Genomic DNA, 23163 nt, shown 5'->3' on the forward strand with positions numbered 1-23163 from the left:
CAATGCGCGGGGTGTTGTTGTTGGATCTGCCTTTAATAACCTAAGTTGGGCTCTTTCATTGCGCTTCACCAATTCATCGATTTGGGAGATGATTAGATCGATTAGAATTGAAACTGGCAATGTTATTTCTCAATAAAGCCTTGTCGGTTGTAGCGTTTACTGCAATAGCAATCGGAATTTGGGCTTCCGACAAACGATAAATCAAGCGTGGCGCAAAAATGGAGCAATCTGACTGTGATAATCAATTCGAGTAAGAATATCGCTTACATCGGGCGAATGGACCATTTACGTTTCTATGCAGCAGCACTTGTAGTCGTATACCACGGGTTCGTAGAAAGTATTGGTCATTTCGGAGAGGTCAGTTTGAATCCAATAAAAGGCCTTTTCATGCAGGGTCATACAGGTGTTGGCCTTTTTCTTGTACTAAGTGGGTTCTTATTTGGAAGCATCGGAGATGGTAGGGAAATACAATATGGAAAATATCTCTTTAATCGTATAACCAGAATATATCCTCTATATATATTTGCTATAGTAATAGCATTATCGATGAACTATACAGAGTATTCATCTGTGCAAACATTGCTTTTGACATTTCCAGTTTTTAGTCTCGTTGAACTGTCAAAGATACCAATGTTTGGCCAGCTCTGGACTATTGCGGTTGAGTTTCAATTCTATTTAATTTTCCCGTTTATTATGATGGCTGTCAATCGTCGAGGCATACGTTACGCGTTTCTTTTACTCGCATTAATGGTTTTTCTGAAACTCTGGATCTTTCTTATGAAGGGGACAGTGCGCGAAATCTCTTACATGACTCTTGTAGGACGCTTGGATCAATTTTTAATTGGGATGATCTTCGCCCACTTTATGAGCAGGTATAAAGAAGCCCTGCGAAACCCGTTCCACCTTATTTTGTCGGCAGCTATTGTATTGGCCATAATGTTTACATTTAACTTGGCTGGAGGTTATTTTGGCACGCCCCATCTCAGCATCTGGGTGGTTTGGCCCACAATTGAAGCAATCATGTGGGGATACTTTGCTTGTTCATATATGCGCTGCTCAATAGATATGCCTCATACGTTGGATAAAGTGGTAAGATTTTTGGGTGAGACTAGCTATTCTATTTATATAATGCATATGGTTGCCATATCATTTACGTACAGATTAATCCCTCGTCTACATATTACTGATACGGAAAGATTAGACGCGCTCGTTACATCTTTCCTTATTGCCTTCCCCGCCTCACTATCTCTGGCAGTGTGTACATTTTTTCTTATTGAGAGGCCTTTTTTTCATTTCAAGAAAAAGTATACAACGTCCATTAACGCATCTTAACGCTGCTTTTGCTAGGTAGTCACCGATTGTTCAAAGCCAATTTGAGAGGAAGGTCGTTGTCTCGTTCGCAGGCCAAATGTAGTGAGAGAAGAAGCTTGCAAAAACACATCTATTGTAAAAGTTAAACGCAATTCAAACGGACGGAGTTAAAAGTGAGTTGCAATGATGTGGTGCAAAAAAGAAAAACAGAGCCACTTCCTTGTGTGGGTAGGTGTCTTTTTCATACCAAAATTTGGTGAGATTGAAGATTCGGACACTGAATCAATGTTGTTGATATCAATATAAAATATTAACCCGAGATCGAAGTCACGTTAGTTTCCATCGAATTAATCGTCCATACAATGCAAACCTACCGATATAGGGAGAGACCTTTGGTTAATCATTCTGAGATTTTTGGGTGGGCATTAACGGAGTGCCTTTTTGCACTCCCTGCAACTCACACACCCAACACATTGCTCGGTCATATACCGCCGATTAGCCTTTTAACGCGGCTCTCCACTCCCAATGTCATCGTTGATCTTGGTGTAGCGAATAGCTCTGTTCTGGAAGCAGTCAGTTCGGCAGTCCGTCATTTCAAACTAGATACGTCCTGCTATGGAATATTCGATGGTAAAAACACTGAAGCTAACTCCCAAATCGAGCATATTTTGAGGAGTGTTGCCAATAATTATCCGCAATCCACCGTAACGGTTGGCGAAATGGAAAAAAGCCATGAATTATTTGATGATGGTTCCGTTGACCTACTGACGATTTCCCATCTTCATGACAGAGAACAAATCTCCACAGTTATGGACAGATGGATGCCCAAAATGTCGACTGATGGGATAGTTATTATTACAACTGTCAATCATCCGAATCCGATCGATCCTGTGCGATTATACTGGCATAATGTCAAAAATAATTATCCGTCGTTCGAGATGTCTCACCAGTTTGGCTTAGGTATTCTTTTCGCGGGACCAGAACAAAAGCCGTTAATCAGGGAGTTGATGGATAACTTGTCGAACAATGCCTATTTTTCCACGCTGTTCAAATCGATGTGCGAGTATAACGGTGGAATCATGCTTGATCGATTAACTCGCGGTTCAAATTCAGCGACTAGCTCTTTGCAGCCTACAAGGTCTCACTATATTGCTGAACGTGCCGATCTGCTATTCAAACATAGTCGAGCATGGAAGCTATTAGCGCCATTTCTACGCCGAATTAGCGGTTTTCGCAGACTGGAAGAGGCTACGCGATGAAGACGCGCGTTGCTTGTCTAGGGCACAGAGTTTACTTCGAAAACCACTTCTGTGAGTTAAAGTCACGTTTCTTTGACGTTGCCTGGTTTGACTACGATCATTTTTCCAATGTTGTCTATGACGATATAAGATTGTTTAGGCCGGACATAACCCTAATTTATCGACCAGAATTACATAAAGCTGCGAATCTAACCGCCATTCCTGGGTATAAGATAGGCTTTTCTACAGAACCTCTTCCCAAAATTGCAGTCGACGGTACCGTAAAAACATCCTCGGAAACGGACCGCAGGCTTTCGATGATTTCTCATCTGCAGAAGGATGGCTTTAATCGAATTTATCACTACGATAAGGGCTCGAAATCTTTCATAGAACAAAACGGCCTTCCTATTGATGATTATGCTGTCATACCCGTAAACACTAATTACTTTAATCCTAGCCGCATGCCCAAGCAAAAGTGGGACATTCTTTTTCTTGGTAAGGCGACGGAGAGACGGTCAAGGATTCTATCCCGTTTGAAAAACCATAACGTGTCATTTCTTTGGATTGAACATGGGGTTAGCGGGAGTGAACTAGGAAAATTATTCAAGCGCTCCCGGTGCATCCTCAACATACATGCGGATGATATCCAAGCACTAGCACCTCGTGTTTATCTAGCTGCTGCTTGTGGTGTACCCGTATTGACGGATCCGACCGGTGACACGGACTTCCCTTTTTCCAGATTAGTTCGTACGGTAGATATGAACGAGCTATCACTCAATGTAGTGAAATATAATGTAGAGGATGTGAAGGATTCGGGCGTGTTATCTGATCGAGAGTATCTAGATAGATGTCTAGATGACATCTCTGTAGAACGTTTTTTGATGAATACTATAGATAAGATTATTTGAACGAGGCCACTATGAGTAACGTCGAGATCAACGAATTTCATATGCCGATTTCATATAAAGAACGGCTTGAAAATGATTATTTTGATGACCGTTCTTTTTTAAGTAAGATAGTTGTTCATCAGCCGGAGATTTACTACGCGGCTGATTTCATATTTCGTCAAACTGAACGTAGTATAATTGTTGATATTGGATCAGGTAACGGTAAGAAACTTGCTTCAATAGGTTCCACAGCAAAGAAAAAATATGCGATTGACTTCGGCGTAAACGTTGCTTTTTTTAAAGAGCATTATCCCGAATGCGTAACTTTTGACCTAGATCTAGAGAATTCCAACCGGAATCAATTGCCAAAAATTGATTGGAAAGCGTCAGTTGTTATCTGTGCTGACGTGATTGAACATCTTAGGTCTCCGTTGGGGCTAATTGATTGTTTAAAGCATATATACGATTCTGGTGGCATTATTGTTTTATCGACCCCTGACCGCGAAAAGCTGCACGGATATTTGCATGATGGTCCACCTGTAAATCCGGCGCATGTTCGGGAATGGACGCTGTCTGAGCTCTCCGCTTTATTTGCAGCACATAGCATGAAGCCCGCATTCGCTGGCTACTCCATAAGCGATAATATGAAACGGAAAAAGTACAACAGCGTCATTATATTGGATCGTGCGATCAATAGGAATTGCGAAGATCTTTCTATAAGTCCTTTAGGAATCGTATCATGCTTTAATGACTCGGACATCATTGAGCAGTTGTCTAGAAAGCACCTGGACAGCGGAATAGATCTTCATTTTCTCGATAACTGGTCAAATGATGGCACATTTGAAATACTTCAAAACTTACAAGTAGAATATCCCAGCAGAGTTACACTCGAAAGATTCCCTTCTGAGCCTACAACGGAATACGTTTGGAGAGCGATACTAACGCGTAAAGCTGAAATCGGCTTTGGTTTTATGGGGCGCTGGATAATTCATATCGATAGTGACGAGTTACGTACATCACCATGGTCAGACATCTCATTAAGCCGTGGGCTCGCAATCGCCCAAGAATACGGAAGCAGTGCTGTTGAATTTGGCGTTGTCGAGTATCCACCGCTAGATGACGATTTCTGTGGTAAAATTGATCCTGTTGAGCATTTCACGCACTGCTATTTTTCCAAGCAGCCATCCCATTTTCTGCAGACCAAAGCGTGGCTGCAAGGAAGCCATTTGATTGACCTTTCATCAACAGGCGGGCATCACGCGCAGTTCCCAGGAAAGCGAGTTTTTCCATATAGATTTATTCTTGACCATTTTCCTATTCGGTCGACGCAGCACGGGTTGAAGAAAGTCCTGAAAGATCGAAAGCCGCGATTTAGCCAACAAGAAGTGAACGATCTCGGGTGGCACACCCATTATGATATCGTCTCAGACGGTTATCGGTTCCTCAGTCTGAAGGAATTTCATATTGAGCACGGTGCTGACTTCTTGGTGAACAACGTTCTTGAAATTGTCACGGACGTCGTTCTTCAACGAATGCAGGGGCGCTTAGTTTTCCCCAGCAATAATGATTTTTAGTACAGCATCTGGAGTATTTTGCATAAGCTAAAACAACAATTGCAACTCTATTAAACGGTGGCGAGTAGCTTTCATATTACAGTGGCATAGGGCGTTCAGAACGTAATGGCCCGATTGCCACCACCTGTTGAAGCAAGGCCTCGTGACGTAAGACACGTCTTTAGCGACGTCGTTAAAGACGTGTCTTGAGATTGAGGTCGACGGTGCGGACGGAGACTGGGCCGCGAACGCCAATGTCGGTGGAGGGTGGTAAAGAAGTGGTTCGGTAAAGTTCCTACATGCCTTGCACTGAGCCCCAACATTGGACCGCCGAGAATTAGAATTATCCGGCTCTCACCCCAATGGCTGGCTGATAACGCCACCGGGATTATGCAAGGCAATCGGTACGTTATATCCGATTGCCGAATGGTAATCCCCCCGGCAATTAACTATCTAATGCACACATCTCTGAGCAACTAGCATTTCTTGTAAAAGACTGATTCACTGAGTGCTGATTTGCTCAGGAGGTTGAGATGGGCATCAACGGTATTGAATTGAAGCGGTTTTCAGTCGGCAGATTTGGCGATCTGCGGCTAGAAAAAAGGGGACGTGGTGCCATGAGGCGTTGGTGGCTCGGCCAGGCTCATGTATTCATGAGCTTGCTAAAGGCCAGCGGCGCGGCGAGGTTGGCTTTGGGCGATTTTTACGCAACCCCTCGGTGACAGTTGCAGCTTTGAGCGAAGCCGCAGGCAATAGAACTAGGGAGCGTGTCGCGGGCCGCGATATTCTGGCCATCCAGGACACTAGCGAGATTGTGCTGGGCGGGCCGAAGTTGCGGAAGGCGGGTTTTGGGCCAGTCGGTCGTGGTGGCTTTCTGGGCGGAGTTCTGCTGCATCCTGTGCTGGCGGTCGATGCAATGAGTGGTGAGTTGGTGGGTCTCGCCGACATTGCGGTGTGGAACCGCGGTAAACGAAATGACTTGCATCACGCACGCAGGCCCCTGGAGCAAAAGGAATCCCAGAAATGGCTCAATGGCGCAAGGCGGGCCAGCGAGGTTTTGGCCAAGGCTTTGCGCATCACGGTCGTTTCAGACAGGGAAAGCGATCTTTATGAGGATTTTGCACTGAAGCCTGAGAATGTGCAGGTGCTGATCCGAGCCAGTGCCAACCGCAACCTTGTTAACGGCGAGAAGTTGTTTGGATATGCTTCCCGTTTGCCGGAAGCTGAACGCATAAATGTCACGATCCCCGCCAGTCCTGGCAGGCCAATCCGAGAGGTGCGTCTGGCGCTGCGCTTCGGCCCCGTGACGATCAAGAGACCGGAACGCGGCATGCCAAGCCTTGACCTCAAATGCTTGCCTGAGATGGTCAAACTTAATCTGGTTGATATCTGTGAAATTGATCCCCCGAATGGTGCAGAGCCCATCCACTGGCGCTTGCTCACCAGCCATGAGGTTGAAGACTTTTGCATGGCCCATCTGATGCTGGATTTTTACCGCAAGCGCTGGCTTATCGAAGAATATTTCCGCACCCTGAAGTCGGCGGGGTTCAAGATAGAGAATGCCAGGATGAGTGACCCGAAGGTCTTCATGAATTTCGCTGCCCTTGCAGCCATTGCTGCAGTGACGGTCACCCAGATGCTGCGCGCCCGCGACAATCCTTCCGGTCAGGCACTCGTCGATGCCTTTGATCCTGATGACAGGCCTTTGCTTCTCGCAATCTGTAAGGACTACGAAGGCGAGGCTCCAACCGCACGCCAGAAAAATCCTCATCCGCCGAACACGTTGGCTTTTGCCACTTGGATCATCGCAAGGCTTGGAGCTTGGACCGGCTACTACGGCAAGCCTGGCCCCGCAACGCTCTCACGCGGCCTCAGGCGTTATTATGAGATCAAATACGGTGCACGAATATCAGCGGGAATTGTGTGAATCGCATAGGTTAAAAACGGGGGGATTACCTTCTCGACCAAGCGAAAATCCCTTCGACGGACGCTCACGAACCACAGTTAGTAGGGTACTCAATCGAAATGGTTGGTTGGCTTAAACTTCAGGAATTGGTACAGTTTTCGGACGCTCTTTATTGCCCAGCGACTGGCCTTCCTTTGAGGCAGTGGCACTAACATTTGGTCCGCGGTTTCGTCGGCCGAAATTGGGGGGGGCTGAGAGGGAAAAAACAGTCGCTGGCTTTGTAAACTGATAGCGGATGCACCAAAGTAGAATGGATGATGTTTTGCCCGCTGATACGGTTTCCCTACAAGCAGCTGGTACTCGGCTTCAAACTGGGGGTAGGGATGTTGCTCCCAAGGCACGTTTGTGGCAGTGCCGCCGTGAACTTGGTGAAAGGTCGCTTCGCCAAGCAACATTACAGGAATCAGTCCTGTTGTCCCCACTGCCCGATTAAAAAAATCGAGGTTTACATATCCGCCGCCTGGCGTCTGGAAGCGCCGGTCCAGACCACCAAGGGAGGACCACGCAGATCGCGTCAGAGCGAAGCAGTTACTCTCATTTAACTGCGAAAAGAAGCCGTTGTGCGCCGAGTGTGCCAACGAAGATATATCAAACAAGCGATAGCCGTCATCTATCCACGCTACGCTGTTCAGCAGTTCGTCCTCAACGGTCTGATTGTATCCTTTTAAGATAGAATTGTTTTGAAGTTCCGGCCCAATATGCATTCCAAGCGTATATACGAAAGGATCCTTTAGCGCCTGAAAACAACGATAGATCAGAGCAAGGATGCCCGGTGAAAGTATCCGCGCGCCATCAATGATGATCACGACGATGTGTGCTTCGCTCCCAGAAGCGTAGTAATTGATAGCATCAACTGGCGAAACACTATCACTGTAATGTGGCGCATATCGGAACTCGGCGCCGAAAGATCTCACGTCTGCTTCAGGTATTTTTTCAAGTGAGTTGTTATCAATCGCAACAACTTCGTACTGAATTTTCTCTACTCCCTGCTGATAGGCGCGAGATAAAGAAAAAAGGGTGCGGGGAGCCTCTCTCCGCATATTATGGAAGTTTACAATGACCGAGATATCCATTTCAGGTGGTCTCCGAGTAGTGGAGGAGCATATCCCGCCAAAGTTGATCGATGTGGTCTGGGAGAGGCGCATAGAGATTTTGCTCGTCGATTGACTGATGAACCAGTTCGCTATCGAAGAAGCGAACGCCCCCCGGCGGAAGCCCAAGCAATTCGAGTACCATTTGCGTGTCAGACATATACTCGCTTGGGTGTTGATCAAAACGAACAATTGGAAAGTTTTTCTGATGCCAAAGGTCCAGCATGGTTCGATTGTAATCGAACCACAGCTCCAACCCACGCCCCATATCCCAGCCGTTCCGTGCATTCAGTGACGCGGCTACGAGCTGAGGATGACGGTACGTGCCGACGAATCTTAACGGCACTGCCTGCTGCCAAAATGGGTAGGTAAACGTTGTTCGCGGGTCCTTGAATCCCCATTTCTGGACATCGTCCGAAACAAAAGAATTAATGATCCTATCACGTTGGAGGGCTAAATAGTCCGGCCATGTTGTTACAATTCGGGGATGGTCCCAGTCAGCGTTATTGAACTTAAGCACTTGGTCGTTTAGCTCTCTTATGCTGATGTTCTCGCGGTTACCTTTGAGGTTGTGAGGTGCCCACGTAACAACCTCTCCCAAATGAAGACCAGCCTCTTGAAGGATTCCTGTGAGACAACTTGTTCCACTTCGATGCATTCCTAGAACCGTTATAATCTCCCCACCATTGGCGCTGTTCGATTTTTGCATTTCTATCTCAAATTGGACAATTGCTCGGTTTGATTGGACATATTCGGTGCATACATTGCGGGCCAACAGCAGATCGGTACCACGTGTATTCCGTCTTTTAGCAACCAGGAATTCAACAATACAGCGGGGATTTGGCGCGGAATATCATAATATGACTTTTATTATACGAAATGATCACTGAAATCATTCAAACCAATCGCGTATTAATGGTATTAAGGCTTACCACGGTTTACTAATGAGCGCTCTGCTTTCATAAACAGCAATGCTTTATCATACCGAAGAAGCTCAGGACTGTTCTAAATTGCACCATCACAACAATGAAAACGTATAATGAGAAATCACGAACTCGATGGGCTTAGAGGGCTTGCATGTTTGATCGTGGTTGTCGGGCATGCGTTTGGATCTAGTTGGGCTTGGGTGTCCTGGCCCGGTTTGATGGGGGGAATACCTAGAATTGGTGTTTGGCTATTTTTTGTACTTAGTGCCTTCCTTCTCACACATCGACTGTTAGAAGAGAGTGTTTCGCTCGTTTCCCTCGTGCGCTACACCATTGCTCGGTTAACGCGGATTGTGCCGCCTTTCGTCATCGCCGTGGGGTTTTACCGATTGATCGATCCTGACGGTTTCGAAACAAACTCGCAGATGCTTTGTGTGTTGATGTTGCAAGCTCCCTACAAGCATCTGTGGACCATTCCGGTGGAAATGAAGTTCTATCTCCTCCTTCCTTTCATAGTAATTGCACTAAAAAAGCTTACGAAAGCAATAGGCATATATCTTACTTTCCTTGCTTTGGCGGCGTCGCTCATCGCAATTCGGTACTATGGGCCCACGGTAACTGTAGAGAATTACTTGTCCGTCGCCCCTTATCTGGTCTGTTTTGGAGCGGGCGTGACAGCGGCATGGGTGACGCATTTTTCTCCACGCCCGCATGGTGCAACAGGAAGAATATGTGCCTACGTCGCAATCTTTTCAATTGCTGCGTTAGTCCTGTTCAACAAGACAGGTTACTTTGGGGATTTCAAGAGTGAACTTGCCCGACACCACACAACTTTTGGTATGTTGTGGGCAATCCTGATATACGGAATCTACAACGACGCCGGTCGTTGGAATAGTTTGTTTGCTTCATTTCCTCTGCGAAAAATTGGTGAAATCAGTTTTTCAGTATACTTATTTCATTGGGCTTTTATCATGTGGACGAAAGACTGGTTCTTTCCGATTGGGCTGATTTCAGCTGTAGGATTTTCCCTGATGATTGGCTTTCTGTCTTTCCATGCGTTTGAAAAACCCTTGATCGGCGTTCGTAAACTGATTTTCAAACGACTTTATCTTTGACTCCAGCCTTGCGGAGCACAAACTTTCGAAAACAGAGTAAGTCAGAGCATGACGCAGGCAGTATTCTATCTCAGGTGCAACCGGCTGTAATCGAGTCGAAACAGTTTCAGAGCTTGCTCCCGCCTGTGGTCGCCAGAAAGTTTGTCCTCATAAACTAAAGGCCGTGTTGCCCTACCATCCCAGCTATCAAGAAGCGCACCCACATCGATCGCGATCCCGCCATGGTGCTTGATGATATCGAGATATTTCTTGCCAACCAGCCCCGCGCCAACTAAATATATCTTTCCATTTAGGGGACGACGTAATTGCTCCGAGACCTCTTCAAAGCGCGTTGGAAAGTGTGCTGCAGTATCAGAAGGAGAATAGCTTTGTGACCACTGCGCTCGCTTGTTTGCCTTTTCGGGCACAAGAATAGACTCCACCTTTACCCCCAGTTCGCGTTCAATCTTTTGCGGCAAAGTCGGTGAGCAATGTATCAGTCCAATAGAGCCGCAACTAGTAATTAATCGTTCCCAAAAACCTTCGAGGGCGAGATCATAACAAACCCATTGAGAACATACATTGGCAAGTCGATGACGACGTTGTAGGGACCATTTATACAGTCGAAACACTCGTTTCGCAGAATAAAGATTGATTTCTCGTTCTACGGCCCGAAGTGGAAATTCCGAACGAAATCGTTCCAGGAAGTCCGGTGCATGTTCATCTAATGTGGCAGCATTTTGTGACGCGTACCAGATATCGTCTCGAACACCTATCAAATCAGCGCTTTCAATGCTGGAAAGCAGATTGTCTCTGATATTTATGATTGCTGACATATCAGTCGCGTTGCCGAAATGGCTTTTGAAATAATCAATATCCTCCAATGTGGAGGAGGAGCCGAAGTCCAGTAAGCCGCCTTCTCCATCACCCAACCGAACGAAACTGAATGGAACTTTTGCTCGCACACGTTTTTCGATTATCGAAGCAACTTCGTCGCAATGCATCATCATCGGAACTCCTGCGGTCAAATTGCCGGACTTCGATAGATTGTATATTGGTCACAATATTTTGGATGGTCCGGTGAGGAATTTCTAACGTACCTCATTGCCATACGCAAATGAAGAAGCTGGAAGGCTTATTAGTTTGATCTCTAGAGGGGAGAAATGTTGCTCGTCCAGAGTCAAACTTTTATTGCGGTTTTAATATAGGTAGAGGCAGGCAATAGATGGCCTTGGTATATATCTTACGCAGTGGGATGGAAGTGAAGTGAACGTTTCTAAATCACCAGAGAAAAAGCGCACTGGCATTATCGTTCTTGGGATGCATCGTTCCGGTACGAGCGTGCTCACGCGAATCATCAACATTCTAGGCGCTGCACTTCCTGTGAACTGTCTGGGTGCCAATGAAAGCAATGCCACCGGCCATTGGGAACCGCGCAGTCTTATCTGGTTACATGAGCAGATGCTTCAGGAGAGTGGCAGCCAGTGGGATGACTGGCGCAGTTTTGAATTCACTCGCATGCCCCCGGATCGACAAGCTCACTTTACTTACGAAATTAGCCGTCTGTTGAGGGAGGAATATGAGACAGCTCCGATATTTGTACTTAAAGAACCGCGAATCTCTAGGTTTGTTCCTCTGTATATCGCGGCGTTTAAGATGTGGGGTGTCGAACCTAAGTTTGTTTTGACCAACCGAAATCCGCTCGAGGTAGCAGCATCACTTCACGTGCGTGACAAAATAACTCGCGGATATGCATTGTTGATCTGGTTACGTCATGAACTAGACGCAGAACGGGCAACACGTGGGCATTCGAGGACGTTTGTCTCTTATGAAGGCATGTTGGATGATAAGTGGCCAATCATCGAGAAAATTGTAAAGCTGGTTGAAGATACTGCGTTTGTTCTCACGGAGGGTTCCGACAACGAAATAGATGAGTTTTTATCGCCACGCTACAGGCATCATCAGATGGCTATTGAGGATCTGGAGTCAGAGGTGCCGGTTCTTAATTGGGTGAAGGAGGCCTATTTCGCATTCAAAAGGCTGGAAGTCGATGCGAACGACCGACGCGCGACCTCGGTGCTTGATCGAGTCAACGCTGAGTTTGATACTCTTTCAGGGACGTTCGGCACGATCTTTGTTTCAGAAAGCAATACACGGACACAAATTCTCCGGGAGCTTCACGAGGAAGAAGTTCATGATTTAACACATACGATTGGCGCTCTTCGCCAACAGATTATGGACTTAAGAGGAGAATTGGCTCAGAGAGTGTCAAGTAATATTCAAGTTGGTGAACGCCTTGAGGCGGCGAACCTATCGTTAGATGCGATTTTGAAAAGCAAAACATACCGTCTCTCTACAGTATTTAAACGTATTTACCGGTTCTTGATATGGAAGTAGTTACTTCAGATCGGAATGCATATTATCCCGGCCCGGCAAGACAGTTTACAGCTGCATCGAGAGTTTCAATGGCAAGTTCAAAGCCGAGTGTTTGAACGCCTGGCGTGCCCCCGATAAATTAGGCCATTCAGAACTGGAATTTTCCGTTTATGATCCCTTATCCGGGAGAAGGAGATTTCTGTGAAAGCATCGAAGTTTTCGGAAACGCAGATCGCATTCGTTTTGAAGCAGGCAGAGGGGGCTCGTCCTCCTGTGATGAGGATCGGATCGGGCTATCCGAGCACCCCTCGGAAGACCAGTGCAGAGCGAGCCACCCCTGCTACGCCGTGTGGACGAATTGACTCAGGTATAAGTTTTCCGGTTCCAGACTTTCTCTCGACGTGATTCACATATTGCTGACGTGATTTGGAGGTCAGTAATGTGCACCAAGATGACAGAAAATGACTATGAACTGGCACTTGAGGTTTTTCGGACTTGTCTGCCAGCCGTTGGCGCGAAAGCTAGAGCGATTTCCCGTCTGATTGAATCAATCAGGGTTTTCAAATCAGTGTCGAACTGATTCAACATCCCTGCTGGTGAAGGAGGCCAGCATGGATGGCTAAAGCTCTTTCACTCGATCTTCGCCAGCGCGTTGTGAATGCGATTGCCACCGGTATGTCCCGCAGACAAGCGGCTGAGCGGTTTGGTGTGAGCGCCGCCAGTGCTATTCGCTGGCAGAAGCAGTTCAGCGACACCGGAACCATTCAATCCGACAAGCAGGGCGGCGACCGTCGTTCGAAACACATCGACGCCCATGCCGCCACGATCCTTGCGCTTTACGAGACGACGCCGGATATCACCCTTGCCGAAATCAAAGTGCGGTTGGCTGAGAGTGGCATAAGGGCCGGGATCGGCACGCTCTGGCGGTTCTTCGACCGGCACGGGATCACGCGTAAAAAAAGACGGCGCACGCGGCCGAACAGGAGCGACCAGCTTTGATGCAAAAGCGCCAGGAGTGGTTCGAAAGCCAACCAGACCTCGATCCCGAGCGTCTGGTATTCATCGACGAAACCTCTGCTTCAACGAAGATGGCGCGCCTGTATGGTCGAGCACCGAAAGGTCAGCGGTGCCGGGCATCCGTCCCGCATGGTCATTGGAAGACCACGACGTTCACCGCCGGCCTTCGACTGGGCGGCATGGCAGCTCCCATGGTGCTGGACGGCCCGATGAACGGCGACGCGTTCCTTGCCTATGTCAGCCAGGTTCTCGTTCCCGAACTGACGCCTGGCGATATCGTCATCATGGACAATCTTCCCGCCCACAAGGTTGCAGGCGTTCGCGACGCCATCGAAGCGGCAGGGGCAGGCCTGTTCTACCTGCCGCCGTATTCACCCGACTTCAATCCGATTGAAATGGCATTCTCCAAACTGAAGGCCTTGCTTCGGGCCGCAGCCGCCAGAACCGTCCCTGACTTGTGGCAGGCCATCGCCGACGCCATCAAACAGTTCAAACCTGACGAATGCCGGAATTACTTCAAGGCTGCCGGGTATGATGCTTTCTGATGGGAAATTGCTCTAAAAATGACCGCCTATTCCTTGAGGCGTTGCATTATTTCACCCTTCACAACATCTCATGGCGGGCTTTGCCTGAGCGGTTTGGTAACTGGAACAGCGTATGGAAGCGTTTTGACCGTTTAGGTAAAGCAGGTGTTTTCGAGGACTATTTTTCCATTTTGGCTGGGCTTGATGAAAGCGCTCATCTTATCGCTATGTTCGACAGCACCGTCATTCGCGCCCATGTATCTGCAGCAGGCGCTAAAGGGGGCAGGAAGGTCAAGCGCTCGGCCGGTCTCGTGGAGGGTTCGGAACCAAAATCCATCTGAAAACCGACCGAAATGGTCAGCCCCTTGGCTTTGAACTGACCGGAGGCGAAGCCTCCGATAGCAAACAGTTTGAAAGCCTCATGGACACGGGCCCTCAAGTCAGGCACCGCGCTATCATTGCTGACAAAGGCTATGATAGCGACGTTAATCGAGAGATTGCGCGAAAGGCTGGCGCTATCCCTGTGATCCCTTACAGATCAAACAGGCGTAATATTCCGAAGCATTTTGCCACGGCGCTTTATCGAGGTCGCGCACGTATCGAACAAATGATGGGGAAGCTCAAACGGTTCAAACGTGTCGCATTACGCTGCGAGAAAACAGCAAGAAACTTCCGATCCATCGTCGCAATCGCTTCTGCTTTCATCTTAATCAAATCCGTCCACACGGCCTAAGAAGGACATACGGTATTACCCCCAAACCATCTACGCCTTATCAGAATATGATCATCTTATAAAATACAGCTAAATTTGCATTCGTCGAACCTCTATAGTGTTGGTTGCCATTGTTGTTCTCGATTATGAATAAAATTCGAACGGGTTCTTGACGGTTGTATGCGGAGAGAAATTCAATGTTACCATTTTTATTGGCGGGCGCATCAATTTTTGTGGAATCGTTGGTGTACAAATGGCTCAAGTCAAACGGAATGTTCGGTGACGTTCGTTACGTTACAGGTACGATGAACGTCGGGGCAGACTATTGAGCAAACCTCAACTTATTCATACGGTATCGAACATTCCTCTCCACAGCGCACTGGGGTACAATCCCGGTTGGCAGTGTACGTTGATCGTTGAACTTCCTTCCGGTCTATTTGAAACCAGTGGCGGATATCATCAATCTCTTGGGGACTATTTTGATCACGGCGCCCGCCCGTGCAACCTTAGCACTGGGTATTTGGCGCCGTTAGTTAGAAGCGTTGAGCTCACACAATGATTGAACGCGTTAAGAGCCCGATTCAGAATAATCGGTTTACCATGATAACTATAAATATGATGAAGATCCAAAAGAAGGCGACTGTTTCTGGGGCTGCATGCAAGAACTCTCAGCTCGAACCATGCAGCAAATTCGCCCCCAGTTTGGCAGCCAAGTGTAAAGGTTTTCCAAGTTAACAGTTGCAGTGATGATCAGATCGGCCTGGAGTTTGTTGTCTGACGACATCTGGCTCTGCAAAAAGCTTCGTTAATTATGGTACTAAAACAATGAATCTTTCCCACTACCAAAGGTTGGAATCTGAGTCGATCCACATATTTCGTGAGGTGGCGGCCACTTTTCAGAAGCCGGTTCTACTGTATTCAATAGGTAAAGACTCTTCGGTCATGCTGCATCTCGCTCGAAAGGCGTTCTATCCAGCGAAAATTCCGTTCCCTTTATTGCATGTAGATACAAACTGGAAATTTCGCGAAATGATCCAGTTTCGGGACCAGATTGTGCGTGAACTTGGTCTTGATCTCATCGTTCATATAAATCTTGAGGGTGAGAACCAAGGCATCGATCCGTTTGAGCAAGGGTCGAGCGCGCATACTCATCTGATGAAGACAATAGCATTAAGGCAGGCATTAGATCATGGGAAGTTTGACGCTGCTTTCGGTGGCGCGCGCCGCGACGAGGAGAAAACACGCGCCAAGGAGCGCATATTCTCATTTCGCAACGCTCAGCATTCATGGGACCCGAAGAATCAGCGCCCCGAGATGTGGAAGACGTACAATACCCGAATAGCGAGTGGTGAATCGATCCGCGTTTTCCCGCTGTCAAACTGGACTGAACTGGACATCTGGCAGTATATTCTAAGAGAAAACATCCCTGTTGTACCGCTATACTTCGCCAAGCGTCGCCCGGTTGTTCAGCGCGGTGATATGTTGATTATGGCGGATGATGATCGCATGAAATTGCGAACGGGCGAGCAGATCGAAGAGCGTATGATACGCTTCCGGACTTTAGGCTGCTATCCCCTCACAGCAGCGATTGAATCGCATGCTACCACTGTCGAACAGATCATTGAAGAGACCTCAACGGCGCGCTGCTCTGAACGATCTGGTAGACTGATAGATAAGGATGAAATTGGATCCATGGAGAAAAAAAAGCGAGAAGGATATTTCTGATGAATGCCAATTCTCGCAATGACGAACAGATGAGAGAGAGCCGATCTCTTCTACGGTTCCTGACCTGCGGTTCGGTTGATGATGGAAAATCCACTCTCATTGGCCGCCTACTCCTAGATACCGATGCGGTTCTGGATGATCAGATTGTGAATCTTCAGGAAGAGAGCGCACGCTTTGGAACAACTGGGCAGGAGGTCGATCTCTCGCTTTTGGTCGACGGCCTCCAAGCGGAGCGCGAACAGGGCATTACAATCGATGTAGCTTACCGTTTTTTCTCGACAACTCGTCGGAAATTCGTCGTTGCCGATACCCCCGGCCACGAGCAATTCACCCGTAACATGGCGACAGGCGCCTCTGGATCTGATGTTGCGGTCCTTCTAGTTGATGCCCGTTACGGCATTCAGAATCAGACACGTCGACACTCGCTGATAGTATCGCTCCTTGGGTTAAAACATGTCGTGGTCGCGGTAAACAAGATCGACCTGGTCGGTTATTCCGAGGAAGTCTACAAAGAGATCGTCGCGGAATACTCTGCTTTTGCCGAGCAGCTTGGTTTCGAAACGATGGTGGCTATACCGATGTCCGCGCGATTTGGCGATAACGTAATAGCTAATTCACCGAAAATGAAATGGTACACAGGTGCATCACTACTGCAACATCTAGAGAACTTGAATGTTGAGCAAGATGCTCGGAATCTCCCATTTCGGTTTCCAGTTCAATACGTGTCCCGCCCCAATCAAGATTTTCGTGGTTTTGCTGGCCAAATCGCCTCGGGTAAAGTTTCAGTTGGGGATGCTGTAGTAGTTTCAAGCTCTGGGATTCAAACTCGCGTCAAAAGCATCGTTACAATGGACGGAAACTACAAAGAAGCGCGTGCAGGGCAGGCGATAACACTGCAACTCGAAGAAGAGGTTGATCTTTCACGCGGTGACATACTTGCGGCTCCTGGCCAGCGTCCTGTCGTCGCAGACCAGTTTCAGGCGCATATAATCTGGTTTGACAGACAGCCGCTCATGCCTGGCCGAAGCTACATACTCAGAACAGAGTGCGACAGTGTTGGGGCTACGATTACCGAGATTAAGCATTGCATAGATATCGAAACTCAAGCAAGAACCGCGGCCCGAACTGTTAAGATCAATGAATTTGCTGTCTGCAATGTTTCTTTACAGCGTGCCATTTCTTTCGACCCTTATCGTGAAAATAAAATTACCGGTAACTTTATCCTGATCGACCGGATGACTAACGCCACGGTCGGTGCCGGGATGATCGACTTCGCGCTGAGTCGAGCACTGAACCTTCACTGGCAGGCACTTGAAGTAAATAAAGATGCGCGTTCTGATCTGATGAAACAACAGCCGCGGATATTGTGGTTTACCGGGCTACCGGCCTCAGGAAAATCGACGATTGCAAATCTGGTTGAGAAGCTTTTGCACACCGACGGTCGGCATACGATTCTGCTTGATGGTGACAACATTCGTCACGGGCTCAATCGTGATCTGGGTTTCACGGAAGAAGATCGTGTGGAAAATATTCGCCGGGTCGTCGAAGTCTCGCGCCTTATGACTGATGCCGGATTAATCGTCGTTGTTTGTATGATCTCACCGTACAGGTCTGAACGACAATGGGCCCGCGAATTGATCGGCGAAGGCGAATTCATCGAAGTGTATGTTGATACTCCCCTTCATGAATGTATCAGCCGAGACCCCAAAGGACTCTACAAGCTCGCGCAGAAAGGCGATATCCGGAATTTTACCGGCATTGATGCACCATACGAAGCTCCGGAAAACCCTGAGATTAGGCTCTATACAACAAGCAGTTCGCCCCAGCAACTTGCGCAAATTGTTTATGACTATTTGCAGCGATTTAAGTGAAAATACGATGATCGAATTATTCATAAATGCGGCTATGACAGCCGGTGAAGTAATAATGCAATATTACGAAACCGGACCTGTCGTGCAACAGAAAAGAGATCGAAGTCCAGTAACCGATGCAGATTTGTTTGCCGAGCGCGTTATATTCGATGCTCTCTCTTACCAGTTGCCCGGGATTCCGATCGTCGCCGAAGAAGCCGTTGCGGACGGGCGTATACCTGATCTAATCAACCGAAGTTTCATTCTAGTCGATCCACTAGATGGAACCAAGGAATTCATCGACCGCCGTGGAGACTTTACAGTGAATATAGCATTCATCGAGCACGGAATTCCGGTATGCGGTGTCGTGTATGCGCCAGCTCTCGGTGTTCTATACGGAGGAGACCAATCGGGAGCTTGGAAGCGGATGATTGAATCTTCTAGTCTATCGCAATGGCTACCTATAGCGGCCCGCAAGCCGGACGAAATTGCAGTAGCAGTAGCAAGTCGCTCTCACATGTGTGATGAAACAGTGGCCTACCTCAAGAAAGAGAATATTACCAAATTAACGCAAATTGGCTCATCTCTAAAATTCTGTCTAATCGCTGAAGGACGCGCTGATGTTTACCCGAGGCTTGGTCGAACAATGCAATGGGACACAGCGGCTGGCGATGCCATCTTACGTTCTGCGGGCGGACATACGCGTACTTTGGATGGACTGCCATTGAAGTATGGATTGAGTGGCGGTCTAGAGTCGGATAAATTTGTTAATCCTCCTTTCATTTCCTGTGGTAGCAGCGATGCCTTTTTACCCGATGACATGAATGCATAACGATGTTGTGTTCGTAACATAGTCGCAAGGGAGATTGGGGATATTGCCTAAATAAAACTAACGTTGGTTATGCAACAATTTTCGCTGATCGCGATGTATGAGTATAAGTGAAAGTTATTAACTTATCAGGAATGAACCAAACAATGGCTCGGCTTCCGAATTTTATCTGTGTCGGTGCACAAAAGGCGGGCACGACGTGGTTATACAGACAACTGGAAAAACATCCGCAAATATATATGCGTTTGAAAGAGATAAATTACTTTCATAAGCTATACGACACTGCTTGGTACGCAGCTCATTTTAGAGATGCACGATCCGATCAGATCTGTGGTGATATCTCTCCGAATTATGGGGCATTTCGGCACGTCTCGAAAAAGATTCACGATGAATGTCCCAACGTCCAGATTTTGCACTTTCTTAGAAACCCGGTTGATCGAGCTTTTTCACAATGGCGAATGGCACGTTACCTCGGAAATATCCCGCGCGAACTTAGCTTTATCGATTGTTTTCGGCAAAACTTGCAGTATATGCGCCAACGAGGCGAGTATTTTTGCATAATTGAGGAGTACGCGCGTTATTTTCCTCTCAACAATCAATCCCGCGTTTTCTGGTATGACGATATCCGATTGAAGCCGGACAGACTCATAGTTGATGTTCTGAGTTTTATTGGCGTTGATCACCTTTGGCAGTCTCCCTACCTAAGCGAAGTTGTTTGGCCGAGCCCTGATCCTGGACGTATTTCGCGCGCTGACGCATTGGAAGTAAAGGCTTACTACGAACCGTTTGATATGCGTCTTCGCCAACTTTTGCGGATAACCTATTTACCTTGGGATGGTTGCTCTGGCTAAAGGACGACGCTCTGGATGGTATGGACGCCCCATCGACGGCCTTCATGTGTCAGAATGGGTGGGTCGAGCTCCATTGAGGAGGATGCGGTCATGGAAGAGATTACTACAACTGGTTTGGATATGGCGAAGAATGTATTTGTGCGACCTGCAAATCGCATGAGTTTCTGTTTCATAGGAGGAGATATAGCCTGAAGAAACCGGCTGTTCCATCAGCCGTTCCCTACCCGGACATGCGGAGTCGGTAACAGCTCGGTGTGAAGCTGCGGGGACAACGTAGCCGCCGGATATCCGGTACGCCGAACGGTAATCCTCCCGGGAATTAACTATGCGAATCACACAATTCCTGCCGATATTCGCGCACCGTATTTGATTTCATAGTAACGCCTGATGCCGTGTGAGAGCGTTGCAGGGCCAGGCTTGCCGTAGTAGCCGGTCCAAGCTCCAAGCCTTGCGATGATCCAAGTGGCAAAAGCCAACGTGTCCGGCGGATGAGGATTCTTCTAGCGCGCGGTTGGAGCCTCGCCTTCGTGGTCCTTGCAGATGGCGAGAAGCAAAGGCCTGTCATCAGGATCAAAGGCATCGGCGAGTACCTGACCGGAAGGATTGTCGCGGGCGCGCAGCATCTGGGTGACCGTCACTGCAGCAATGGTTGTAAAGGCAGAGAAGTTCATGAAGGCTTTCGGGTCGCTCATCCTGGCATTCTCTATCTTGAACCCCGCCGACTTCAGGGTGCGGAAATGTTCTTCGATAAGCCAGCGCTTGCGGTGACCTGAGACCCGATTCCCCTCCAGTTTTCGGGAGCAGAGCACTGCAATAATTAGAAGAGTTTGAGACCATAGCATCGATAAAAGGTGGTCGCGGATTGGATAAAAACCTTTATATGCCAAAATCCCTTCTTCGAGGCATGCCCGCCTGCGTGGACTACTCGGACTGTTGGCACATAAGCGGTGTCGGCAATTTTACGCGACCTTAAGGAAAGATCAAAATCCTCGAAGTATAAGAAAAAATTATGACTGAATCCTCCTGTGGTTTTTAAAGTAGCGCTTCTGAAAAGCATGAAGCACCCACTCACAATTGGAGGATTCCAATAGACGGCATTTTGTGTTTCAGCTTGCATCTCATACTGCGCTAAGCGTACAGAAAAGAGCGAGCGGATTATTTTAGGTGCAAAGCCTCTTAGCATTAAATCAAAGACTGCCGGATAGCGCTTGCAAAGATATTGCCTTTGCCCATTGGGCCAAGCTGTACGTGGGCTTAACAGTCCACAGTTTTCATTGGCTCTCATGAAAGCCACTGCGTTGATTAGTGCATCCGGATCTAGTTGAATGTCTGGATTGAGAATGAGATGAAATTCGCCCATCTGTTGCATTGCAATATTGTGGGCTCGGCCAAAGCCGATATTGCCGTGTCCGTAGACCAAAATGAGAGGTAAATCTTGATACTCGCGGCTCAGAAATGACACCACATCATTATTCACGGAATTGTCCACGATGGTGATCGAGAAGGTTCCGGGCACGAACTCCTTCAATGCAAATTTTAGACTGTCCAGCGTTTTTTTAAGTTCATCAAGGTCGGGCTTAAATGTAACGATTGAAATAGTTAGCAATGGCTGCTTATTGTTTTTAGGGTCCGCGGCTGAAAAACTATAGGCCATTCTTTGATTTCTCGGTTCGCTAGAGGTTCGACTGTCGTCTAAACGAAGCCATCATCTGGATCATATTGTGTGTTTATATGAACAAAGCGAGAGAAGTAAGATGTTAGGAAGTGAATTCGTATGAAGGGAATTATCCTCGCGGGTGGCAGTGGTACGAGGCTGTACCCTTTAACAATAGCGGTCTCTAAGCAGATATTGCCAATTTATGACAAGCCGATGATTTATTATCCGCTGAGCGTCCTTATGCTCGCCGGAATTCGCGATATTCTTGTCATTTCCACGCCGCACGATCTGCCAGTTTTCCAAAAGCTGCTCGGTGACGGCAGTGAGTTCGGCATCAATTTTTCTTATGCTGAACAGGCGCATCCTAACGGTCTCGCAGAAGCATTCATCATTGGCCGAGAATTTATTGGTAACGATAGCGTAGCCATGATACTCGGCGATAATATTTACTTTGGTGACGGCCTTTCGAATTTGTCCCAGCTCTCTTCTCAGCCCATGAAGGGGGGAACCGTTTTTGCTTATCGCGTAGATGACCCGCAGCGCTACGGCGTCGTGGAGTTTGACGATAAGACAGGTCAGGCAATATCGATTGAAGAGAAGCCAGAGAGGCCAAAGTCGCATTGGGCTGTCACAGGTCTTTATTTTTATGACAATCAAGTCGTTGATATTGCAAGTTCGATCAAGCCGTCTGCTCGTGGGGAACTTGAAATTACGACTGTCAATAATGTCTATCTCGAACAGGGTAAGTTAAACGTTCAACGCTTCGGACGTGGATATGCTTGGCTGGATACTGGCACACACGATAGTCTTCACGAAGCTTCGTCTTTTGTTCAAACCATTGAAAAGCGTCAAGGTATTAAGATCGCCTGTCCAGAGGAAATCGGCCTGGATAAGGGCTGGCTAAGTAGTGAAGCCGTCTTGGAGCGCGCAGGCAAGCTTGGTAAAACTGAATACGCCGCGTATCTTCGTCGCCGTGTTGCTGAGTTAGGAAAAGATTGATGTTAGTTCGTTCCCTGGCTTTAGACGGTGTTTTCGAAATCAGCCCCCGTAAATTCGGCGATGACCGCGGCTTTTTCTCCGAGACCTTTAATGAAAAATCGTTCGCCGATGCCGGCATTGATCTGATTTTTGTTCAGGACAACCATTCTTATTCTGCCGCAAAAGGCGTTGTTCGTGGGCTTCATTATCAGCTGCCGCCTTTTGCGCAGGACAAACTAGTTCGTGTTACACGTGGTGCAATTTTAGACGTTGCCGTTGATATTCGCAAAAGCTCGCTGACTTTTGGTAAGTGGATTTCTTTGGAAGTTTCAGCTGAGAGATGGAACCAAATTCTGGTCCCCAAAGGCTTTGCTCACGGCTTCATCACACTCACTCAAGATACCGAGGTCATTTATAAAGTGTCTGATTATTATGCGCCGGAGCATGATCGTTCGATCCGCTTTGATGATCCCGCGATAGGCATCAATTGGCCTATGTCGGCAACTGGTGTGCAATTGTCTGATAAGGATGAGAAAGCCCCGCTGCTTGCCAATGCAGAAGTTTTTGATTGAGGAACA

General features: G+C 47.6%; 21 protein-coding genes. 16 read left to right on the forward strand and 5 right to left on the reverse strand.

Features of this window, described 5'->3' with window-relative positions; all coding sequences use genetic code 11:
• Positions 1-276: 276 nt before the first annotated feature.
• From CES85_RS07010 to CES85_RS07035, 5 genes are all read left to right on the forward strand, one after another.
• Complete coding sequence (locus CES85_RS07010) at positions 277-1332, forward strand: acyltransferase family protein (protein WP_167388253.1); 1056 nt, start codon at positions 277-279, stop codon at positions 1330-1332.
• A gap of 371 nt (positions 1333-1703) precedes the next feature.
• A complete protein-coding gene (locus CES85_RS07015; RefSeq protein ID WP_095445219.1) occupies positions 1704-2570 on the forward strand; it encodes a hypothetical protein in 867 nt (288 codons plus the stop codon).
• Positions 2567-3457, forward strand: a complete 891-nt coding sequence (locus CES85_RS07020; RefSeq protein WP_095445220.1) for a glycosyltransferase family protein — start codon at positions 2567-2569, stop codon at positions 3455-3457. Before CES85_RS07015 ends, CES85_RS07020 begins: the two co-directional genes overlap by 4 nt.
• Before the next feature lie 11 nt (positions 3458-3468).
• Positions 3469-5010 carry a methyltransferase domain-containing protein gene (locus tag CES85_RS07025; protein WP_095445221.1) on the forward strand — a complete coding sequence of 514 codons (1542 nt, stop codon included), beginning with the start codon at positions 3469-3471 and terminating at the stop codon, positions 5008-5010.
• Between the two features lie 607 nt (positions 5011-5617).
• The gene (locus tag CES85_RS07035) at positions 5618-6916 is read left to right on the forward strand and encodes an IS4 family transposase (RefSeq protein ID WP_244923173.1); all 1299 of its coding nucleotides are present in this window, start codon (positions 5618-5620) and stop codon (positions 6914-6916) included.
• 89 nt (positions 6917-7005) lie between these two features.
• On the opposite strand, the gene CES85_RS07040 is transcribed toward CES85_RS07035, so the two are convergent.
• Both CES85_RS07040 and CES85_RS07045 read right to left on the reverse strand, forming a co-directional pair.
• Positions 7006-8028, reverse strand: a complete 1023-nt coding sequence (locus CES85_RS07040; protein WP_095445223.1) for a hypothetical protein — start codon at positions 8026-8028, stop codon at positions 7006-7008.
• Position 8029: 1 nt separating this feature from the next.
• Positions 8030-8755, reverse strand: coding sequence for a sulfotransferase family protein (locus CES85_RS07045; RefSeq protein WP_095445224.1), 726 nt, complete (start codon positions 8753-8755; stop codon positions 8030-8032).
• Positions 8756-9085: 330 nt separating this feature from the next.
• Here CES85_RS07045 and CES85_RS07050 point away from each other — a divergent pair, with 330 nt between their 5' ends.
• On the forward strand, positions 9086-10087 hold the full coding sequence (locus CES85_RS07050) for an acyltransferase family protein (RefSeq protein WP_095445225.1): 1002 nt from the start codon (positions 9086-9088) through the stop codon (positions 10085-10087).
• A gap of 65 nt (positions 10088-10152) precedes the next feature.
• Here CES85_RS07050 and CES85_RS07055 read toward each other — a convergent pair whose 3' ends face one another.
• The gene (locus tag CES85_RS07055) at positions 10153-11076 is read right to left on the reverse strand and encodes a GT-D fold domain-containing protein (protein WP_095445226.1); all 924 of its coding nucleotides are present in this window, start codon (positions 11074-11076) and stop codon (positions 10153-10155) included.
• Between the two features lie 256 nt (positions 11077-11332).
• On the opposite strand from CES85_RS07055, the gene CES85_RS07060 reads away from it, so the two are divergent.
• The 8 genes from CES85_RS07060 (at position 11333) to CES85_RS07100 (ending at position 19950) form a co-directional block, all read left to right on the forward strand.
• Positions 11333-12463 (forward strand): sulfotransferase family protein, encoded by a 1131-nt coding sequence (locus tag CES85_RS07060; RefSeq protein WP_095445227.1) that lies wholly within the window; start codon positions 11333-11335, stop codon positions 12461-12463.
• Between the two features lie 594 nt (positions 12464-13057).
• Positions 13058-14004, forward strand: a protein-coding gene (locus tag CES85_RS07065; protein WP_095444992.1) for an IS630 family transposase whose coding sequence is annotated in 2 segments (ribosomal slippage) — positions 13058-13403 and positions 13403-14004 — 948 coding nt in all. Because the reading frame shifts where the segments join, the coding sequence is not laid out codon by codon here.
• Entirely contained in the window at positions 14004-14324 is a 321-nt protein-coding gene (locus CES85_RS07070) for a transposase (protein WP_095445228.1), read from the forward strand. The genes CES85_RS07065 and CES85_RS07070 overlap by 1 nt, the downstream gene beginning before the upstream one ends.
• Positions 14321-14716: an IS5 family transposase gene (locus CES85_RS07075; protein ID WP_235889509.1), complete on the forward strand. Its 396-nt coding sequence runs from the start codon at positions 14321-14323 to the stop codon at positions 14714-14716. The genes CES85_RS07070 and CES85_RS07075 overlap by 4 nt, the downstream gene beginning before the upstream one ends.
• A gap of 753 nt (positions 14717-15469) precedes the next feature.
• Positions 15470-16420: a sulfate adenylyltransferase subunit CysD gene (gene cysD, locus CES85_RS07085; protein WP_280523384.1), complete on the forward strand. Its 951-nt coding sequence runs from the start codon at positions 15470-15472 to the stop codon at positions 16418-16420.
• Positions 16420-18291 (forward strand): sulfate adenylyltransferase subunit CysN, encoded by a 1872-nt coding sequence (cysN, locus tag CES85_RS07090; protein WP_095445231.1) that lies wholly within the window; start codon positions 16420-16422, stop codon positions 18289-18291. Before cysD ends, cysN begins: the two co-directional genes overlap by 1 nt.
• Positions 18266-19102, forward strand: a complete 837-nt coding sequence (gene cysQ / locus CES85_RS07095; protein ID WP_157743423.1) for a 3'(2'),5'-bisphosphate nucleotidase CysQ — start codon at positions 18266-18268, stop codon at positions 19100-19102. The genes cysN and cysQ overlap by 26 nt, the downstream gene beginning before the upstream one ends.
• Before the next feature lie 107 nt (positions 19103-19209).
• Complete coding sequence (locus tag CES85_RS07100; RefSeq protein WP_157743424.1) at positions 19210-19950, forward strand: sulfotransferase domain-containing protein; 741 nt, start codon at positions 19210-19212, stop codon at positions 19948-19950.
• 500 nt (positions 19951-20450) lie between these two features.
• Here the strand turns inward: CES85_RS07100 and CES85_RS07105 are convergent, their stop codons facing one another.
• Both CES85_RS07105 and CES85_RS07110 read right to left on the reverse strand, forming a co-directional pair.
• Positions 20451-20642 carry a hypothetical protein gene (locus CES85_RS07105; RefSeq protein ID WP_095445234.1) on the reverse strand — a complete coding sequence of 64 codons (192 nt, stop codon included), beginning with the start codon at positions 20640-20642 and terminating at the stop codon, positions 20451-20453.
• Between the two features lie 125 nt (positions 20643-20767).
• Entirely contained in the window at positions 20768-21604 is an 837-nt protein-coding gene (locus CES85_RS07110; protein ID WP_095445235.1) for a glycosyltransferase, read from the reverse strand.
• A gap of 120 nt (positions 21605-21724) precedes the next feature.
• On the opposite strand from CES85_RS07110, the gene rfbA reads away from it, so the two are divergent.
• Entirely contained in the window at positions 21725-22606 is an 882-nt protein-coding gene (gene rfbA, locus CES85_RS07115) for a glucose-1-phosphate thymidylyltransferase RfbA (protein ID WP_095445236.1), read from the forward strand.
• Entirely contained in the window at positions 22606-23157 is a 552-nt protein-coding gene (gene rfbC, locus CES85_RS07120; RefSeq protein ID WP_095445237.1) for a dTDP-4-dehydrorhamnose 3,5-epimerase, read from the forward strand. Before rfbA ends, rfbC begins: the two co-directional genes overlap by 1 nt.
• Positions 23158-23163 lie beyond the last annotated feature (6 nt).

Origin of the sequence: Ochrobactrum quorumnocens, from assembly GCF_002278035.1 — a bacterium.
GTDB lineage: Bacteria > Pseudomonadota > Alphaproteobacteria > Rhizobiales > Rhizobiaceae > Brucella > Brucella quorumnocens.

Excerpts from the sequence above, each read along its gene's own strand:
- CES85_RS07010 (WP_167388253.1), top strand. The coding sequence starts at position 277 with ATGGACCATTTACGTTTCTATGCAGCAGCACTTGTAGTCGTATACCAC.
- CES85_RS07020 (WP_095445220.1), top strand. The coding sequence starts at position 2,567 with ATGAAGACGCGCGTTGCTTGTCTAGGGCACAGAGTTTACTTCGAAAAC.
- CES85_RS07025 (WP_095445221.1), top strand. The coding sequence starts at position 3,469 with ATGAGTAACGTCGAGATCAACGAATTTCATATGCCGATTTCATATAAA.
- CES85_RS07040 (WP_095445223.1), bottom strand. The coding sequence starts at position 8,028 with ATGGATATCTCGGTCATTGTAAACTTCCATAATATGCGGAGAGAGGCT.
- CES85_RS07045 (WP_095445224.1), bottom strand. The coding sequence starts at position 8,755 with ATGCAAAAATCGAACAGCGCCAATGGTGGGGAGATTATAACGGTTCTA.
- CES85_RS07050 (WP_095445225.1), top strand. The coding sequence starts at position 9,086 with ATGAGAAATCACGAACTCGATGGGCTTAGAGGGCTTGCATGTTTGATC.
- CES85_RS07055 (WP_095445226.1), bottom strand. The coding sequence starts at position 11,076 with ATGATGATGCATTGCGACGAAGTTGCTTCGATAATCGAAAAACGTGTG.
- CES85_RS07070 (WP_095445228.1), top strand. The coding sequence starts at position 14,004 with ATGGGAAATTGCTCTAAAAATGACCGCCTATTCCTTGAGGCGTTGCAT.
- cysN (WP_095445231.1), top strand. The coding sequence starts at position 16,420 with ATGAATGCCAATTCTCGCAATGACGAACAGATGAGAGAGAGCCGATCT.
- cysQ (WP_157743423.1), top strand. The coding sequence starts at position 18,266 with ATGACTATTTGCAGCGATTTAAGTGAAAATACGATGATCGAATTATTC.
- CES85_RS07105 (WP_095445234.1), bottom strand. The coding sequence starts at position 20,642 with ATGAGCGACCCGAAAGCCTTCATGAACTTCTCTGCCTTTACAACCATT.
- CES85_RS07110 (WP_095445235.1), bottom strand. The coding sequence starts at position 21,604 with ATGGCCTATAGTTTTTCAGCCGCGGACCCTAAAAACAATAAGCAGCCA.
- rfbA (WP_095445236.1), top strand. The coding sequence starts at position 21,725 with ATGAAGGGAATTATCCTCGCGGGTGGCAGTGGTACGAGGCTGTACCCT.
- rfbC (WP_095445237.1), top strand. The coding sequence starts at position 22,606 with ATGTTAGTTCGTTCCCTGGCTTTAGACGGTGTTTTCGAAATCAGCCCC.